This window comes from Enterobacter cloacae complex sp. P38RS (assembly GCF_014930775.1).
In the GTDB taxonomy this organism is placed as follows: domain Bacteria; phylum Pseudomonadota; class Gammaproteobacteria; order Enterobacterales; family Enterobacteriaceae; genus Enterobacter; species Enterobacter bugandensis.
The window spans coordinates 140,540-159,249 of sequence record NZ_JADBRS010000001.1 but is presented as its reverse complement, the minus strand read 5'-3'; the positions used below and the strand labels follow the sequence as shown (position 1 = coordinate 159,249).

The following is an 18,710-nucleotide window of genomic DNA, read 5'->3' as shown; positions in this document are numbered from 1 at the left end:
GAGGGAGAAAACCAATGCCCCGCGCCCCCACGTAGGCCCGGTTAGCGTAGCGCCACCGGGCTTTTTTACATCAGGCCAGCGCCTTAGCTATCTTCTCGTACAGATCGCCAGACAGATTTTCCAGCCCTTTCAGCTGCTCAAGCGCGGCGCGCATCTTCGCCTGGCGCTGCGCATCATAGCGTTTCAGGCGGATAAGCGGCTCAATCAGACGTGATGCAACCTGCGGGTTACGGCTGTTCAGCTCGGTCAGCATTTCCACCATAAACTGGTATCCGCTGCCGTCTTCGGCGTGGAACGCGGCCGGGTTACTGCTGGCAAATGCGCCAATCAGCGAGCGAACGCGGTTCGGGTTGCTCATGGTGAACGAACGGTGCTTCAGCAGGCTGCGAACCTTACTAAGCGCATCGGCCGCCGGGCTGGTCGCCTGCAGAATAAACCACTTGTCCATCACCAGGCCATCCTGGTGCCACTTGTCGTCATACTCCTGCATCAGCGCATCGCGGCACGGCAGTTCAGCGGCAACGCTTGCTGCCAGGGCCGCGAGCGCATCAGTCATGTTATCCGCTTCGTGATACTGCTTGCTCACCAGCGCGTTCGCCAGTTCGGCCTCACCAAACGCAAGATAGCGCAGGCAGGTATTGCGCAGGGTACGCTTGCCGATATCCGCATGCTCCACGCGATACGCGTCAAGCTTGTTAGCGTTGTAGAGCGCCAGGAATTCATCCGCCAGTTCGGTCGCCAGCGTGCGGGTCAGCGCTTCGCGCACTGCCACGATGGCAATCGGGTCGATAATGTCGAACAGCTCCGCAATTTCAGTCGCGGACGGCAGCGTCAGAATTTCAGCCGCCAGCGCCGGGTCAATCTTCTCGTCCAGCAGGATGGCGCGGAACGCGTCTGCCACATGCACCGGCAGCGTCAGCGGCTGGCCCTGCTGGTAACGGTTCACGTTAAGCTTGATGTAGGTTGCCAGCAGGCTCTGCGCCGCGTCCCAGCGGGAGAAATCGTTGCGGGCGTGACGCATCAGGAACGTCAGCTGCTGGTCGCTCCACTTGTACTCCAGCTTCACCGGCGCGGAGAACTCGCACAGCAGCGCAGGCACCGGCTGGAAGTAGACGTTATCGAAGATAAAGGTCTGCTCTGCCTGGGTCACGTTCAGCACGTGGTGCACCGGGTGGCCGCCCTTCTGCAGCGGGATGACGTTGCCTTCGTTGTCGTACAGCTCAATGCTGAACGGAATGTGCAGCGGATATTTTTCTTCCTGCTCGGCGGTTGGCGGCGTGCGCTGGCTGATGGTCAGAGTGTACTGCTCGGTTTCCGGGTTGTAGTCGTCCTTAACGGTGACAATCGGGGTCCCGGCCTGGCTGTACCAGCGGCGGAAGTGAGAAAGATCAACGTTGGACGCGTCTTCCATCGCCTGCACGAAGTCGTCGCAGGTAGCCGCGCTGCCGTCGTGACGTTCGAAGTAAAGCTGCATCCCTTTCTGGAAATTCTCTTCACCCAGCAGGGTGTGGATCATGCGGATAATTTCAGCGCCCTTCTCGTACACCGTCAGGGTGTAAAAGTTATTCATCTCAATGACTTTATCCGGACGGATCGGGTGCGCCATTGGGCTGGCATCTTCCGCAAACTGCAGGCCGCGCATGGTGCGCACGTTGTTGATGCGGTTGACCGCTCGCGAGCCCAGATCGGAGCTGAACTCCTGATCGCGGAAGACGGTCAGCCCCTCTTTCAGGCTCAGCTGGAACCAGTCGCGGCAGGTGACGCGGTTACCGGTCCAGTTATGGAAATACTCGTGGCCGATAACGCGTTCGATATCGAGGTAGTCTTTATCGGTGGCGGTATCGGTACGCGCCAGCACGTACTTGGAGTTAAAGATGTTAAGGCCTTTATTCTCCATCGCGCCCATGTTGAAGAAGTCGACGGCGACGATCATATAGATGTCGAGATCGTATTCGAGGCCGAAACGCTCTTCATCCCACTTCATGGAGTTAATGAGTGAAGTCATCGCCCACGGCGCGCGGTCAAGGTTGCCGCGGTCAACGAACAGCTCCAGCGCCACTTCGCGGCCAGAGCGGGTTTTGAAGGTATCGCGCAGCACGTCGAAATCACCCGCCACCAGCGCAAACAGGTAGCACGGTTTCGGGAACGGATCCTGCCACTGCACCCAGTGACGGCCATTTTCCAGCTCGCCCTCACCCACGCGGTTACCGTTGGAGAGCAGGAACGGATAGAGGGTTTTATCGGCAATGATTTTGGTGGTAAAGCGCGCCAGCACGTCCGGGCGGTCCAGGTACCAGGTAATGTGGCGGAAGCCTTCGGCTTCACACTGGGTACAGAGCGCCACGCCTGACTGGTAGAGCCCTTCCAGCGCCGTGTTGGCGGCAGGGCTGATTTCATTCACGATGCGCAGCGTAAAGCGTTCCGGCAGGTTGTCGATGACCAGCTGGTTGCCTTCTTCTTTATAATCTGACCAGGCTTCATCGTTAATGTGCAGGGAGACCAGCGTCAGGTCTTCGCCATCCAGACGCAGCGGTACGGCAGTCGCGCTGTGGCGCGTCACCTGGCTTACCGCCGTCACAACGGTTTTTGTGGCATCCAGGTCAAAAGTCAGGTCGATATCGCTAATCAGGTATTCCGGCGCACGGTAGTCGTGGCGGTATTTGGCTTGTGGCTGTTGTGTCATAGAAAACCTTATGCATCGTTTGTCGAGTAACGTTTCAATATATTCCTGTTGCGTAAAACGCGCTATGCAGAATGTTCATCTTTTCAGGCTTAAACACCTTTTTCGCTACATTTGTATAACACGGGGCACGAAATGCTCTCGACCATAAAGTGTGCTTATGTTGTGATCGGGGTTCAATAAATCACTAAACAAGGTATACTCCGGAGTTGTTTATTGTACTAAACGCTCCCGTGAGAGGATGCTACAGCGCACCTATGACTCAATTCGCTTCTCCGGTTCTGCATACGTTGCTGGATACCGACGCGTATAAACTGCATATGCAGCAAGCCGTTTTCCACCATTACTATGACGTTCACGTCGCGGCGGAATTCCGCTGCCGTGGTGACGACTTGCTCGGTATCTACGCAGATTCCATTCGTGAACAGGTCGATGCGATGCAGCATCTGGCGCTCACCGATGACGAATATCAGTGGCTTTCTGGCCTGCCTTTCTTTAAAGCGGACTATCTGAACTGGCTGCGCGACTTCCGCTATAAGCCTGAACAGGTCACCGTGACCAACGAGAACGGCAAGCTGGATATTCGTCTTGAAGGTCCGTGGCGGGAAGTGATCATGTGGGAAGTGCCGCTTTTGGCCGTCATCAGCGAGCTGGCTCACCGCTACCGTTCGCCTGAAACGGGCGTCGAACAGGCGGTCGCCTCGCTGGAGAACAAACTTGAGGCATTCTCTACGCTGACCGAAGGGCTGGATATGTCCCGCTTCCGCCTGATGGATTTCGGTACCCGTCGCCGCTTCTCTCGCGAGGTTCAGCAGGCTATCGTTGAACGTCTGCAGCAGGAGCCGTGGTTCGTGGGTACCAGCAACTACGATTTGGCGCGTCGCCTCAACCTGACGCCAATGGGCACTCAGGCGCACGAGTGGTTCCAGGCGCATCAGCAAATTAGCCCGGACCTGGCTAACAGCCAGCGTGCGGCGCTGGCTGCGTGGCTTGAAGAGTACCCGAATCAACTCGGGATCGCCCTGACCGACTGTATTACGATGGATGCCTTCCTGCGCGACTTTGGTCCCGAGTTCGCTGAGCGTTACCAGGGGTTACGCCACGACTCAGGGGATCCGGTTGAATGGGGCGAAAAGGCGATTGCTCATTACCAAAAACTCGGCATTGACCCGATGAGCAAGGTGCTGGTCTTCTCCGATAATCTCGACCTGGCAAAAGCCGTCGAACTGTATCGTCATTTCAATGCCAGAATTAATCTGGGCTTCGGGATCGGTACCCGGTTGACCTGCGACATTCCTCAGGTAAAACCTCTGAATATCGTGATAAAGCTGGTGGAATGTAACGGCAAGCCGGTGGCAAAGCTCTCCGACAGTCCGGGTAAAACCATCTGCCATGACAAAGCGTTTGTTCGCGCATTGCGCAAAGCGTTCGATCTCCCCCAGATCAAAAAAGCCAGTTAAGCGCTTACGGGAGCCTTCAGGGCTCCCTTCCCTTATTTATTTCTCAATTCTTCTCTTTTGACTGCGAAATTTACTTGTCTGATAGCGGTTGGCAGGTAACATAGATATCCCCCCGTCTTGGGGTGGACAAGTGTTTATTTTTTCCGACTATTAACAGAGAGAATATTATGAGCGTTGTGCCTGTAGCCGACGTACTCCAGGGCCGTGTCGCCGTTGACCAGGAGGTCACCGTGCGCGGATGGGTGCGTACTCGCCGAGATTCTAAAGCTGGCATCTCCTTCCTTGCCGTCTATGACGGTTCCTGCTTTGATCCTGTACAGGCCGTCATTAATAATTCTCTGCCCAATTACAATGATGACGTTCTGCGCCTGACAACGGGTTGTTCCGTTATCGTCACCGGTGTGGTTGTGGCATCCCCGGGCCAGGGCCAAAGTTTCGAGATCCAGGCTTCTGCCATTGAAGTGACTGGCTGGGTTGAAGATCCGGACACCTACCCGATGGCGGCAAAACGTCACAGCATTGAATACCTGCGTGAAGTCGCACACCTGCGTCCGCGTACCAACCTGATTGGTGCGGTGGCTCGCGTGCGTCATACGCTGGCCCAGGCGCTGCATCGCTTCTTCGATGAGCAGGGGTATTTCTGGGTGTCTACCCCGCTGATCACCGCGTCCGATACGGAAGGCGCAGGCGAAATGTTCCGCGTCTCGACGCTGGACATGGAAAACCTGCCGCGCACGCCGGAAGGTAAAGTCGACTACGACAAAGACTTCTTTGGTAAAGAAGCCTTCCTGACGGTATCCGGCCAGCTCAACGGCGAAACCTACGCCTGTGCGCTGTCTAAGATCTATACCTTCGGCCCAACCTTCCGCGCCGAAAACTCCAACACCAGCCGCCACCTGGCGGAGTTCTGGATGCTGGAGCCGGAAGTGGCGTTTGCCGATCTGAATGACGTAGCAGGTCTCGCAGAAGCGATGCTGAAATACGTCTTCAAAGCGGTGCTGGAAGAGCGTCCTGACGACATGAAGTTCTTCGCCGAACGCGTAGACAGCGATGCTGTAGCGCGTCTGGAGCGTTTCGTCTCTGCCGACTTTGCGCAGGTGGACTATACCGATGCGGTAGCGATCCTTGAGAAATGCGGTGAGAAGTTTGAGAACCCGGTTTACTGGGGCGTTGACTTGGCGTCCGAGCACGAGCGCTATCTGGCCGAGAAGCATTTCAAAGCGCCGGTTGTCGTTAAAAACTACCCGAAAGACATTAAGGCCTTCTATATGCGCCTTAACGAAGACGGTAAAACCGTGGCAGCAATGGACGTCCTGGCGCCGGGCATCGGTGAAATCATCGGTGGTTCTCAGCGTGAAGAGCGTCTTGACGTGCTGGACGCGCGCATGGAAGAGATGGGCCTCAACCCGGCCGACTACAGCTGGTATCGCGATCTGCGCCGTTACGGTACCGTACCGCATGCCGGTTTCGGTCTGGGCTTCGAGCGTCTGATCGCCTACGTGACCGGTGTTCAGAACGTACGTGACGTGATTCCATTCCCACGTACGCCACGTAACGCCAGTTTCTGAGTTACAAAACCATCAATGGCCAGCGCAAGCTGGCCATTATTTTATTCTGTCGTGTCAGTTTTTGTCAGCGTAAAGTCAGCCTTTTTAAATCATCCCCCCGTCACAACCACTACCTGTTACGTTTTGTTTCCGCGAAATATCCAGCCACAAAAAATAAACCCTGCTCTTATTGCGCTTTTTACATCCTGAAGTAATAGCACAAATTTCAACCATTTTTTCAGCCATCCGGACGTCTTTCTGCCGTCATAAGAAAAAGCGAGTCGTTTAACATCCGTTTATAGGAATTGCCTTTATCCAAATTAAACATAAGGAATTCATATATATAGGAAAAGAGCTGCTGCTTAATTCACCAGGGCACTCTGAAATTTGAGATGGTTCACAAAGTTCCTGAATTTACACATTTAGTTACACATATTTTCTTTCTGTAACTTAATCTTGAGAATTGTAGCACTTTCAGGCTAGCGAAACGCTTCGGTGAATGGAAAGATGCCTGTCAGATACATAAAGACACCTAACTCTCATCAATAGTTCCGGAAATATTTATTGACAGAATTTATTGACGGCAGTGGCGAGTGTCATAAAAAAACCAATGAGGGTAATAAATAATGATGAAGCGCAATATTCTGGCAGTGGTAATCCCTGCCCTGCTGGTAGCCGGTGCAGCAAACGCTGCAGAAATCTATAACAAGAACGGCAACAAACTGGACTTCTACGGGAAAGTTAACGCCGAGCACGATTTTGTGACCTCTGGCGATGACACTAACAACAACGACGCAACTTACGCGCAGATCGGTTTTAAAGGCGAAACCCAGATCAACGATCAGCTGACCGGTTACGGCCAGTGGGAATACCGCTTCATGGCTAACCAGGCTGAGAACACCGCTCAGGCTAACAAAAACCGTCTGGCCTTTGCGGGCCTGAAAGCGGGCGATGCTGGCAGCATCGACTACGGTCGTAACTACGGTATCGTTTACGACGTAGAATCTTACACCGATATGGCGCCGTCCTTCTCCGGGATGACCTGGGGCGGTAACTACGTTGATAACTTCATGACCAGCCGCAGCACCGGCCTGCTGACCTACCGTAACACCGACTTCTTCGGTCTGGTTGACGGTCTGAGCATGGGCGTACAGTACCAGGGCAAAAACGACCGTACTGACGTTAAAACCTCCAACGGTGACGGCGTAGGTTACTCACTGGGTTACGACTTCGGCGAAGGCTTCGGTGCAATCGCATCTTACAGCAACGCAAACCGTACTCTGAATCAGAAAGCTGACGGCCTGGGCGATAAAGCTGAAGCATGGGGCGTGGGTCTGAAATACGACGCCAACAACATCTACCTGGCAACCACCTATGCTGAAACCCGTAACACCACCCGTACCGGTTCCAGCGGCGATGCTGGTTTTGCTAACAAAACGCAGAACTTCGAAGTGGTTGCTCAGTACCAGTTCGACTTCGGCCTGCGTCCGGCAATCTCTTACGTGCAGACCAAAGGTAAAGACCTGGTTGGCGTAACCAATGCTAACGGCACCTTCTCAGGCGGCGATGCAGACCTGGCTAAATTCATCCAGGTTGGCGCGACTTACTACTTCAACAAAAACTTCAACGTGTGGGCTGACTACTACATCAACCTGCTGGACAAAGACACCGACTACGCGAAAGTGGTTGGCGGTCTGAACGGCAACGACGATATGGCTGCTGTGGGTGTAACCTACCAGTTCTAATCAGAACACCACGTTGTTATATGCATAATGAACAGGGCTTCGGCCCTGTTTTTTTATGCCTGACAGAAAATAATGGCGACTTTTGAAAAGCCGCACGCTTTTCGTCGCAAACGGTTGGCATTTTGTAAATCTCCCGTTAACCTGATAGCGGATTTCACTTCTGTAATCACAATGGAACTTCGTCATGTTTGAGAACATTACCGCCGCTCCTGCCGACCCTATTCTGGGCCTGGCCGATCTGTTTCGTGCCGACGACCGCCCTGGCAAAATCAACCTGGGTATTGGTGTATATAAAGATGAAACCGGCAAAACTCCGGTACTGACCAGCGTTAAGAAAGCGGAGCAGTATCTGCTGGAAAATGAAACCACCAAAAACTACCTCGGTATTGATGGTATTCCTGAATTTGGTCGCTGCACCCAGGAGCTGCTGTTCGGTAAAGGCAGCGCAATTGTGAGTGACAAACGTGCGCGCACGGCGCAGACCCCTGGCGGTACCGGCGCGCTGCGCGTGGCGGCGGATTTCCTTGCTAAAAACACCTCTGTTAAGCGCGTCTGGGTGAGCAACCCAAGCTGGCCGAACCACAAGAGCGTCTTTAACTCTGCAGGTCTGGAAGTGCGCGAATATGCTTACTACGACGCGGCAAACCACGCTCTCGACTTTGACGGCCTGCTCTCAAGCCTGAGCGAAGCGCAGGCGGGTGACGTGGTGCTGTTCCACGGCTGCTGCCACAACCCAACCGGTATCGATCCAACGCTTGAGCAGTGGGAACACCTGGCGAAGCTGTCCGTAGAAAAAGGCTGGCTGCCGCTGTTTGACTTTGCTTACCAGGGCTTCGCCCGCGGTCTGGAAGAAGATGCAGAAGGCCTGCGCGCGTTCGCCGCCGTTCATCAGGAGCTGATCGTTGCAAGCTCCTACTCCAAGAACTTTGGTCTGTACAATGAGCGAGTAGGTGCCTGTACGCTGGTTGCGGCGAACGATGAAACCGTCGATCGCGCCTTCAGCCAGATGAAATCCGTGATCCGCGCGAACTACTCCAACCCGCCGGCACACGGTGCGTCTGTTGTTGCGACCATTCTGAGCAACGATGCGCTGCGCGCGATTTGGGAACAAGAGCTGAACGATATGCGCCAGCGTATCCAGCGCATGCGCCTGCTGTTTGTGAACACCCTGGCTGAGAAAGGCGCTGACCGCGACTTCAGCTTCATCATCAAACAGAACGGTATGTTCTCGTTCAGCGGCCTGACCAAAGAGCAGGTTCTGCGTCTGCGTGAAGAGTTTGGCGTATACGCCGTAGCCTCTGGCCGCGTAAACGTTGCAGGCATGACCCCTGACAACATGGCGCCACTGTGCGAAGCGATTGTCGCCGTCCTGTAATTTGCGCCCACAAAAAAGCCTGCGTTAAGCAGGCTTTTTTTATGCTGGTTACCAGACAGGCATTTCATCCTGAAGGAACGGGTTATGGAGCCGTTCATAGCCCAGCGTCGACATCGGACCGTGTCCAGGGATAAACGTTACGTCATCACCCAGCGGCAATAACTTCTGTTTAATCGACTGAATCAGCTGCCCGTGATCGCCGCGCGGAAAATCGCTGCGTCCTACGCCACCTTTGAAAATCACATCGCCGGAAATCAGCAGACGGGACTGGTCGTCAAAGAAGACGATATGGCCTGGCGTATGCCCAGGACAATGCAACACCTGTAAAGTCACATTCCCTACGTTAACGCGCTCTCCTTCGTTCAGCCAGCGATCGGGCGTCAATGGCAGACACTCATCAAGGCCAAACATGCGGCTTTGGGCGGGTAACCCCTGCAGCCAGAACTCATCTTCTTTTTCCGGGCCAATAATCGGCACACCGTAGTGTTTAGCCAGTTCAGCCGCTGCGCCTACGTGGTCGAGGTGACCATGCGTCAGCAAAATCTGCATCAGCGTCACGCCGCTTGCTGCGACTTCCTGCTTGATTTTCTCAGCGTCACCGCCGGGATCGACAAGCGCGGCCAGTTTGGTTTGCTCGCACCAGATTAATGAACAGTTCTGGGAGAACGCGGTAACCGGAATAATACGATAGTTCATACTGCTCCTGTGTTTCGTTATTACCAGTGCCGAACCGGCCCGGTATCAATATGCACAAAGTTGCTGCTGGGGTAATATCCTACACCACCCGCGCGCATAGATAACGCGGCTTTGCGAATATTGGCTAACGAAACGCCTTCAATGTGGAAATCCATTGCCTGTCCCTTCGTGTGGTAGCTTTTTTTCGCTACCCCACGGCTATGGGCGCGCAGTTCATTGTTGGTATCAATTGAGCGATAACCAGAAATAAGCTGCACCGGCTTGCTGGTGCCCAGCAGGCCCTGAAGGCGGAAAAGCTGATCAAACAGTCCTGGGTCGATGGCTTTTACTTTATTCGCGCGGAAATCACGGAAAAAATGGTTGAGTCTTGCTAATTCATCCTGAATATAGCCTCTGCCATCGAAAAACTCCGCTTTTAGCGACTCACCGGTGTGAAGATTGCTGAGCGTTAAAACGCGCGGACGAGGTGTCGAGAGGGTGGCAAATGCTGGCGTCGGTAAGATGGCCGCTGCGCCAAGCGCAACACCACCTAACGCCAGCAGCTTGCGGCGATTAGCGTCAAATTTGTCCATGATAATCAGGTCTACAGGTCAAAGAAATCGTAATATGCTTAGCGCACGAAGGGCACCTTAACTGGCAAAACAGGGTACGTCAAGGCGCCCAACCCCAGTGAATACGCGGCTTACAGCGATATTGGCCCCGATTCACCATAACTTACGACAATCATTTTTCCCGAACTACTTCATTTACCTGATTAATTGTTCCGCTTTTGGCAAAATTTGTGCGCCGGATCGCGCGGTGAGATCATAATTGTAAATATCTGTACGGTACTGAGTGCGACCGTCTTCACCCACAAACGCTGTCAGATAATAAAGATTAACCGGAATGTTGTGGCGAATATTCACGTAGCGCGTATCACCCTGCTTCAGGGCGTCAGAAATACGCGTATCGTTCCAGCCCGCATCCTGCAGCAGCATGTTGGCCAACTCCGAGGCTTTATTCACGCGCACGCAGCCTGAACTCAGTGCCCGGGTATCTTTCTGGAACAGATTGTGGTTCGGCGTATCGTGCAGATAGATAGCATCTGAACTTGGCATGTTGAATTTGTAGCGCCCCAGCGAGTTATGCGCTCCGGGAGCCTGCTGGAAGCGGAACGGCAGGTTGGAGGCAGTGATCGTCGACCAGTCGACCATGTAAGGATCGATCGCCTCTTTACTGTTCCAGCCACGCATGACCGTATAGCCGTGACGTTCCAGATAACCCGGATCGTTCCAGACCTTAGGCAGAATGTCCTTACGCGCCAGCGTCGGCGGCACGTTCCACGGCGGGTTAACCACCACGTTATTTAACGCGCTGCTCATCATCGGCGTTTTGCGATCCGGACGCCCGACAATCACGCGCGAGGCCAGCTTCTCGCTACCATCCTGATAATAAACCAGTGAATAGGCAGGGATATTGACCATAATGCCGGTAGACAGCGTGCCCGGCAGCAAACGCAAACGCTGAATATTAAGCGCCAGCACCCCGGCCCGCTGCGCAGGCGATACGTTAAGCCAGTCACGCGTTGAAGGTCCAATGACGCCATCGGCTCCCAGCCCTTGAGCGGCCTGGAACTGTTTAACCGCGGCGACCAGCTCGCGATCGTAAGCCTCGGGCTTATTGCTCAGGGTAGTGGCCTTGTTCTCTTTTATGGGCGCTGACGGGCTGACCACCGCGCTTTGCGGATCGTCGCCCGGCAGGGCAATGTTCGGCCCGCCATCAAGAATACCGGAGCGTTTAAGGATCTCGCGCAGGGCTGGCACATCGCTGCTCCACTGACCCGGACGCAGCGTTGCGGTCCCCCGCATTTGCGGCCATGGACGCGAGTCCCCCACCAGCGCGAGGAGCGACTGGTGCATAGTGGCATACTGTGGATGCGCCGGCGCGAGGCTGGCAATGAAGCGCGGCAGATCGCCGTTATCCAGCGCTAATTGCCACTGGTTAATCACCGACAGGGCTGGCGTCGCCAGCTTATAGGGCCTATCGCTGTACAGCCAGCGGTTGCCATTGACCGGAATACCCGCCACAAACTGCAGGTAACCCATCATGGCATCGGAAAGGACCACGTCCCGCGCCTGACCGGTGACGGCAGGATCGGTTAACAGCTCAACCCACTTCGTAAACTGCGGCTGGAATCCCGCAATCGCCACTTCCGCCAGCTGTTGCTGGAAGGCGCGCACGGCATCACGATTTTCCCACATGGGTTTCATATCGCGGGCAGCATAAAGCAGCGTGAGCTGATTGATATAGGCAGGCGTGTAGCCTGCAGGCAGGCCTGTCTGGAGCTGCTGGCTGAGCGATTCAACGTCGATGCCTTCCGGCAGCGGCTTAATCCCGGCCATGATGGCCGTAGCCGTAGACTGTTCCAGCGGCTGAGACAATGACGTCGGCTGCGCGCCTGTCGTTGCGGTGCTGTCAGTCGGCACAATTTCAGGCTCGTCGGCCTGGGCGGTTAACAGTGGAGCAAACATCACTGCCAGACATAAACTCAGCGCTGACAGCTGACGACCACATTCTTTCTTTAGCAACATCCCTTGCCCCCTGTTTTCACGACATGCCCATCACGGTGGGGCTTTCTTTTATTATAGGTAGACGACAACTCTGTTGCCTTACCTTATGTAAAGAAGTTTAAAGATAACGCAGCCCTGAACACAAGTTAAGAGAATAAAAAAAGCGGCGCTTCTGCGCCGCTCTTTGTAACAAAACGCCTCAGGAAGCGTCCGCCGTGGTTTCCGGCAATGATTCCGGCGGCTGCGGCGCAAAGCCACGCAGCCCGACAACGTGCACGTGTTCGCTGTTCTGGAACACTTTACGCACCAGCTTATAGGTGGTGCCTTTTTCAGGGCTGATGTTTTCCGGTGCCGCAATGATGAGCTGCATATCGAGACGTTCGCAAAGCTCAAACAGCGTGGCAATCGAGCGGGCATCAAGACGCGCCGCTTCATCGAGGAACAGCAGTCGGCATGGGGAGATGTCTTTCCCGCGCAGGCGGCGCGCTTCATCTTCCCAGCTCTGCACCACCATCACCAGAATCGACATCCCGGTACCAATCGCTTCACCGGTCGACAGCGCTCCGGATTCCGCACGCAGCCAGCCGTCTGAACCACGGTTTACCTCAACTTCCATTTCCAGGTAGTTACGATAGTCCAGCAGCTCTTCACCGATGGTTTGCGGCGTACGCTGGCCCATATCAATCTGCGGATTCAGGCGCTGATACAGCTTCGCCAGCGCTTCGGAGAAGGTCAGACGGTTGCTGTTGAACAGATCCTGATGCTGCTCGTGCTGCTCAGAGAGCACTTCCAGCAGCGTCGCGTGGGCTTCACGCACGTTGACGTTAAGACGCACGCTGTTGACCTGACCAAACGAGACGCTCTGCAGCCCCTGGTTCAGCTGGCGGATACGGTTCTGCTCGCGCTGAATGGTTTTGCGAATGATATTCGCCACGCTGCGGGAGCTGATCGCCAGCTTCTGCTCGCGGGAGGTCAGCTCTTCCGTCAGGCGGCCCAGCTCAATTTCCATCTGTTCGATGGCTTCGACCGGATCGTCGGTACGGATAATGTCCTGACGAATACGCTCGCGCAGGTGCTGATAAACCGCAACGAAGAACTGAATTTTACGTTCAGGACGTTTCGGATCCTCTGACATGCGCAGCACATCGCGCAGGTGTTCGTTATCCGCCACCGCCAGACGCAGCGCACCCAGCGCCTTATCCGACATCGAACGCAGCTCATCGGCAGAAAGGTATGCCAGCTCGCGACGGTGCAGGCGACGTTCAACGTTGTTGTCTTTCACCATCCGCATCACAGCGCACCAGCCCGCTTTCGCCGTCACGACCTGCTCGCGCATTTCATGATAGTCGCGCTCCAGCTTGCGCAGGCGGCGGGTCAGGTTATCCATTTCCGCTTCGCAGAAGGTGAGCGCTTTTTCCAGCTGATTACGACGCGCGCGGTTATTGCTGAGCTGGCTATGCAGCTCATCACGACGAATGCGCGCGCGCTCTTCCGCCCCGCTGTCGGCACGAACGCCAATGTCCTGCAGCTCTTTCTGCAGGTCGTTTAACAGCTCTTTCTTGGTGTCGAAGGAGCTTTTCAGCGAAGCCAGCACCTGGTTGTACTGGTTCAACTGAGCGGAGTGGCTGCGCATCGCTTCGCGAGCGCGGGTACGTTCCGCTTCCGCCTGCTCAAGGCGCTGGCGCAGTTTTTCATTCAGGTCGCTGTTACCGCTCAGCATTTCAGCCGAATCGGAGTAGCCGAAGTGCGCACGACGCTGCACCACTTCCGTCAGGGCAAACGCCTGCTGACGCGCTTCGCGCTGCACCTGCTGCGACCAGGCGTAATCTTCTTTTAACTGCTCGAACTGTTCCGGGTCGCTCTGCAGTACAGACACGACGGGCTCCAGCTTCGCCAGCTGGTTGCCGTGCTGCTGCACGAAGCGCGCGGCTTCCTGGGCTTCATCCAGACGTTCCTGGATCTCATCCACGCGGTCGGCCAGCGTGTCATCCGCCAGCAGGTTCAGGCGCGGCAGAATGCGGTTAAGGGCAGCGACGCCCTCTTTCGCCTGTTCGAACTGGACGCGGCTCTGCTGGTTGTCACTTTCATGACTGGCAATCGCGCGCTCAAGCTCGCCACGGCGGGTGTTGAGCTTGCGGATTTCCGCTTCCGGGTCGGCTTCAAACGCCACGCCCAGATGGCTGCCGATAAAGCGGCTGAACGCCTGGTGCAGACGCTGGGTTTTCTGTACGTCAAACGACAGAGTGGCAAAGCGTTCAGACAGCGTTTCACGCTCGGCGTGGAGGCTCTCGATGCGGCTTTCACGCGCGGCGCGGCCAAACAGCGGCAGCTCCGGGAAGCGGGAGTAACGCCACTGGCGATCGGCGATTTTCACCACCACCGCTTTTTCCAGCTCGTCAACGCTGAAGACGCTGTCATCGAACGACTGCGGATCCCCTTCGATCAGGTAGAGATCTTCCGGGCAATCTTCCAGCCCTGCGAGCTGCTCAGAAATCAGCGACAAATCCGGCACCACAATTGCGTTGCGGGACGGACCGTACAGCGCGGAGAAGTACGGCGCATCGTCCAGGCCAACGTCATCGTAAATCTCAGACAGCAGTACGCCGCCAAAACGCTCGGCTAAGGCGTTCAGACGCGGATCTTCTGACCCGCCCGGCTGGCTTAAGCGCTCGATTTCTTCATCGACGTCACGCTTGCGGGCACCCACTTCGTCACGTTCAACAATGGCTTCGCGCTCGCGCTCCAGCAACTGTTGCAGGTATTCGGTCACTTCCTGGCTGGACTCGAACTGCTCGCCGCACTGTTCGCTGAGCTGGTTCAGGCTGCTTTGCGCTGCCAGCCAGACCGGCGCACGCTGCAGGAGCGCCTTCGAACGGGACTGAAGCTGCTCCAGCTCCTGACGCAGCGTCATACGCTGTTCGCTGGCATTTGATACGGTATCGGACAGGGCCGCAATACGCGCTTCCAGCTCCTGATGCAGGGCCTCAAGCTCGTCGAAATCGTAATGTTTACCCTGACGCTTGCAGAACTCGGCCAGCAGACGCTCGGCTTCCTGCTGCTCGCGCAGACGCTGTTCCAGCTCGTTCAGGCGCATACGCAGCGGCTGCACCTGCTCGGCCAGATGGCGCTGGTTGACGCCGTCGCGCAGCAGTTCACGGGCAACGTCCCAGGCTTCGCTACGCGCCAGCGGGCCGTTAATCGCAACTACCAGCTGATAAGCCTGTTCAAACTGGCTGTGCGCCGTTTGCGCGACGCTCATTTTCTGTTCAAGCGAGAGCAGTTTCTCGGTGGCTTCCTGCTCTTTGGCCTGGAAGGTGTCCAGCCACTCTTCGGCACTTTCCGGCGTCAGGTCTGGCAGATGGCACAGCTCTTTCGCACGCTGTAGCGCCTGTAGCGCCTGGTTGTACTGAATCGCACGCGTCTGCTGTACGTCCAGCGCCTGCTGGTAGTCCGCAAGCTGGCTTTTCAGCTCGTCCACTTCCAGCTCGGCGGCTTCGGCACGGGCTTCGTTCTCTTCCTGCATCTCGGCGGCTTCGGCCACCACTTCATTCTGCTCTTCGAGACGAATTTGCAACTCATCGAGGTCCGCTTCGTAGCGTTCGATCTTTTCCTGCTGACGCAGCGCGGTCTGCACCAGGTTCAGGTGATCGCTGGCGGCCTGGTAGTCGGCTTCCAGATCGCCTTCGGCACCGTTGTGCTCACCCAGCTCGCGCGCCATTTCGACGTGCTTGTACTGCTCGGCCACCAGCTGTTTACGGGAGGTAAACAGCTCGCGGCGATATTCTAATGCCTGATCGAGATGGACGCGGCGCTCGTTGGCGTGGCGCATGTAGTCCGCCGCCACGTAGTTGGTCGCTTCACTGATCAGGTGTTTAAACAGGTCGCGGTCAGACTGGGTAACGCGAATCGCTTCCAGCGTCATGCGGTTTTCACGCAGTGCCGCTTCCATGTCCTGGAAGGCCTTACGCACGCCGCTGTTTTCCGGCAGCAGGTAGTCACGCAGGGAACGGGTAATGGCGCTGGAGATACCGCCGTACAGGGACGCTTCGATCAGACGGTAGTATTTACTACGGTCTGAAGCGGTGCGCAGACGGCGCGCCACCACGCCCAGATCGAACATCAGGGAGTGGTAGTCGGTAATGGAGTTGAACTGCTTAAACTGCACCCCTTCGATGGCTTCAAGCTTGTCCTTCAGCTCCTGCAGCGTCAGGACGCGCGCCTGGCGTTCATTCAGCGTTTCCGTCAGCAGCGCGGTCGGCTGTACGGAGGTTGGCAGCCCCTGAATGGCGAACGGTTTGATATCCACTTTACGGTCGCGGCCGGCAACCTGTTGCAGACGTACGCCCACCACCACGCGCTGGTGACGAGAGTTGATGACGTCCAGCACGGAATAACAGACGCCCGCTTTCAGCTTACCGTGCAGGCCTTTATCGCGGGAGCCGCTTGTCGCGCCCGCTTCGGTGGTGTTACGGAAGTGAAGCAGCGTCAGGTCGGGGATCAGCGCCGTTACAAACGCCGCCATGGTGGTGGATTTACCTGCCCCGTTACCACCGGAGAGCGTCGTGACCAGCTCATCCAGATCGAAGGTTCGGGCAAAGAAGCCGTTCCAGTTAATCAGCGTCAGTGAGCGAAATTTACCGCGTTCAATCATTACTCTTCCTCCCCGCTATCCGGCAGATTCTCTTCATGCTCATCATTGAGCTGCAAATGGTTTTCCACCGGCATCGCTTCACCGTCGCGGATCATGCGAAGCTGCGCTTCACGCGCATCATCGCCCGCACGCACGTCGGCGCCGAAGCGGAAGACCGATTCCGTGATGCGGAATTTGCTGCTGTCGTGGCCCATAAACCAGACCATCCCCAGACGGCGCAGACGGTTCAGGGAAGAGCGAACCTTTTCCTGTAATTTCTGACGGTCAAGATCCGACCCCGTCGAACGGTTATTCACCAGCTTAAGCAGCTTGCTCTCATCCGCCAGCGTCAGCAGTTCATCGTACAGCTCCTGCTGGGTGAAGATGCCTTCATTTGCCAGGCGTTCCGGGCTGAGGTAGAGATAGCAAAGAATTTTGCCAACCATCATGTCCAGCTCGGAGAGCACGGAGCGCGGGATCAGGGTCGTGGAACGCGGGCGCAGATAGAAAAAGCCTTCCGGCGCGCGGATAAGCTCCACGTTATAGCGGGCGTAAAACTCTTCCAGGTACTCCTGGAAGTCCATCAAAAAGGCGTGATTATCCAGCTCGTCCAGGCCAATGTGACGACCGGCACGCAGCTGGCTGTCCAGCGCCGGAAATAACGGATTCGCCAGCGCCTGTGCCAGCTTAACTGGCATCACTTGTTCAATATTTGTCAATGACATGCGCCTGTACCTTGGCTCCGTAATCGTTAATTGGCTGCCACTTCGGCGGCAGTCCGGTGAAGTCTGCTTGCGCAATACCCAGGCGCACCGCCTGGTCTACCACAATGCGGGCAACGTCGAAGTGGCGCGCGCGCGGATATTGCGCCAGATAGTCGCGCACCACGAGCCCAAGATCCAGCGGCGCTTGTCTGGTTTTGTAGACTGCGAGCTGTTCTTCGATCATCGCCGCAAGTTGCTCACGAATTTCGTTGAATTCTTCGTACTCCAGATCCGGCGGCAGTTCACCGGTGACCTCTTCATCGCGCAGCGCCATCTCTTCGTCGCGCATATCCAACAGACGATCGGCATTGGCATAGGTCAGCGCCCACGGTGCATCAAAGTAGGTCTGTACCGACTGACGAAGACGCTGAGCAAAGACGCGGTTTTTATCCATATCAATCGCGGTACGGATAAATTTATGTACGTGGCGGTCATAGCCGATCCACAGATCGATCGACTGCTGGCCCCAGCTGATAATGCGGTCAAGTTTGCTCTGCAGATCAAACACCAGACGGTCGATAAAATGCAGATCGTCGTGCGCCAGGGTCGCGTCCTGGATGCGCAGCAGGTTGGCCTGCAGCTTGTCCCCTGCGGCCTCCAGCGTATCCTGCAGCTCACGCAGCGTACCGGAGGTTTCTGACAATAAAAGTTCACAGCTGGAGATGGCGGCACGCCAGTCTTTGTTCAGCAGCTGCGCGATATCGTCTTTCACCTGCTGCTGCTGCTCGTCCATCAGACGCTGAGTGAGATCGATACTGTCGAAAATCTCGGCCACCGAGTATTTCAGCGGCGCGTAAACGTTGCGGTGCCAGTGGAATTCGTCACCGTTTTCATCGGCCGCGTCGGCGGCACGTTTAAGCTCACCCGCCACGATCGAGAGCTGCATGGAGAGACGCAGCGTGGAAAATTCGCGCTGGCGAATGTAGTAATCGGTGATGCCGATGCCCAGCGGCGTCAGGCGATAGATGGCGTTTCCTTCCGCCTGCTCGCTGGTAAAGCGGTTCAGCAGACGTTGACGCACCATATCGTTGATTGCGTTATTGGCACGCACGCTAATGGTTTCGCTGGTTTGCTCAAACGCATCACTGACGTGGCGGAACGCATCCACCAGTTCACCCTCGCTCATTTCACCATCCAGCCGTTCGCCGTTCAGCGTGGCAACCGCCAGCAGGAAAGAGAGTCTGTCTACCGGCAGCGAGATGGAGAAATCGTTTTTCCTGGCCCAGGCAACCAGTTCGGGGACTGTCTGGGAAAATTCACTCAT

General features: G+C 56.0%; 11 protein-coding genes. 4 read left to right on the top strand and 7 right to left on the bottom strand.

Going from position 1 to position 18,710, the window contains the following annotated elements; genetic code table 11:
- Positions 1–70: 70 nt before the first annotated feature.
- On the bottom strand, positions 71–2,683 hold the full coding sequence (gene pepN / locus IM303_RS00670) for an aminopeptidase N (RefSeq protein WP_048960456.1): 2,613 nt from the start codon (positions 2,681–2,683) through the stop codon (positions 71–73).
- A gap of 254 nt (positions 2,684–2,937) precedes the next feature.
- On the opposite strand from pepN, the gene pncB reads away from it, so the two are divergent.
- From pncB to aspC, 4 genes are all read left to right on the top strand, one after another.
- Complete coding sequence (pncB, locus tag IM303_RS00665) at positions 2,938–4,140, top strand: nicotinate phosphoribosyltransferase (RefSeq protein WP_045630030.1); 1,203 nt, start codon at positions 2,938–2,940, stop codon at positions 4,138–4,140.
- Between the two features lie 167 nt (positions 4,141–4,307).
- Positions 4,308–5,708 (top strand): asparagine--tRNA ligase, encoded by a 1,401-nt coding sequence (gene asnS, locus IM303_RS00660; protein ID WP_048960458.1) that lies wholly within the window; start codon positions 4,308–4,310, stop codon positions 5,706–5,708.
- A gap of 605 nt (positions 5,709–6,313) precedes the next feature.
- The gene (locus tag IM303_RS00655) at positions 6,314–7,432 is read left to right on the top strand and encodes a porin (protein ID WP_048999379.1); all 1,119 of its coding nucleotides are present in this window, start codon (positions 6,314–6,316) and stop codon (positions 7,430–7,432) included.
- A 184-nt stretch (positions 7,433–7,616) separates the two neighbouring features.
- The gene (aspC, locus tag IM303_RS00650) at positions 7,617–8,807 is read left to right on the top strand and encodes an aspartate transaminase (protein WP_045261757.1); all 1,191 of its coding nucleotides are present in this window, start codon (positions 7,617–7,619) and stop codon (positions 8,805–8,807) included.
- 48 nt (positions 8,808–8,855) lie between these two features.
- Here aspC and IM303_RS00645 read toward each other — a convergent pair whose 3' ends face one another.
- The 6 genes from IM303_RS00645 to mukF all read right to left on the bottom strand — a co-directional run bounded on the left by IM303_RS00645 (position 8,856) and on the right by mukF (position 18,710).
- On the bottom strand, positions 8,856–9,503 hold the full coding sequence (locus IM303_RS00645; RefSeq protein WP_048999378.1) for an MBL fold metallo-hydrolase: 648 nt from the start codon (positions 9,501–9,503) through the stop codon (positions 8,856–8,858).
- A 20-nt stretch (positions 9,504–9,523) separates the two neighbouring features.
- Positions 9,524–10,075, bottom strand: coding sequence for a YcbK family protein (locus IM303_RS00640; protein ID WP_048999377.1), 552 nt, complete (start codon positions 10,073–10,075; stop codon positions 9,524–9,526).
- 174 nt (positions 10,076–10,249) lie between these two features.
- Positions 10,250–12,073, bottom strand: coding sequence for a L,D-transpeptidase (gene ldtD, locus IM303_RS00635; RefSeq protein WP_192985903.1), 1,824 nt, complete (start codon positions 12,071–12,073; stop codon positions 10,250–10,252).
- A 178-nt stretch (positions 12,074–12,251) separates the two neighbouring features.
- Positions 12,252–16,703, bottom strand: a complete 4,452-nt coding sequence (gene mukB, locus IM303_RS00630) for a chromosome partition protein MukB (protein ID WP_193359493.1) — start codon at positions 16,701–16,703, stop codon at positions 12,252–12,254.
- Positions 16,703–17,407 carry a chromosome partition protein MukE gene (gene mukE, locus IM303_RS00625; protein WP_008499954.1) on the bottom strand — a complete coding sequence of 235 codons (705 nt, stop codon included), beginning with the start codon at positions 17,405–17,407 and terminating at the stop codon, positions 16,703–16,705. The genes mukB and mukE overlap by 1 nt, the downstream gene beginning before the upstream one ends.
- Positions 17,388–18,710 (bottom strand): chromosome partition protein MukF, encoded by a 1,323-nt coding sequence (gene mukF / locus IM303_RS00620; protein ID WP_041910621.1) that lies wholly within the window; start codon positions 18,708–18,710, stop codon positions 17,388–17,390. The genes mukE and mukF overlap by 20 nt, the downstream gene beginning before the upstream one ends.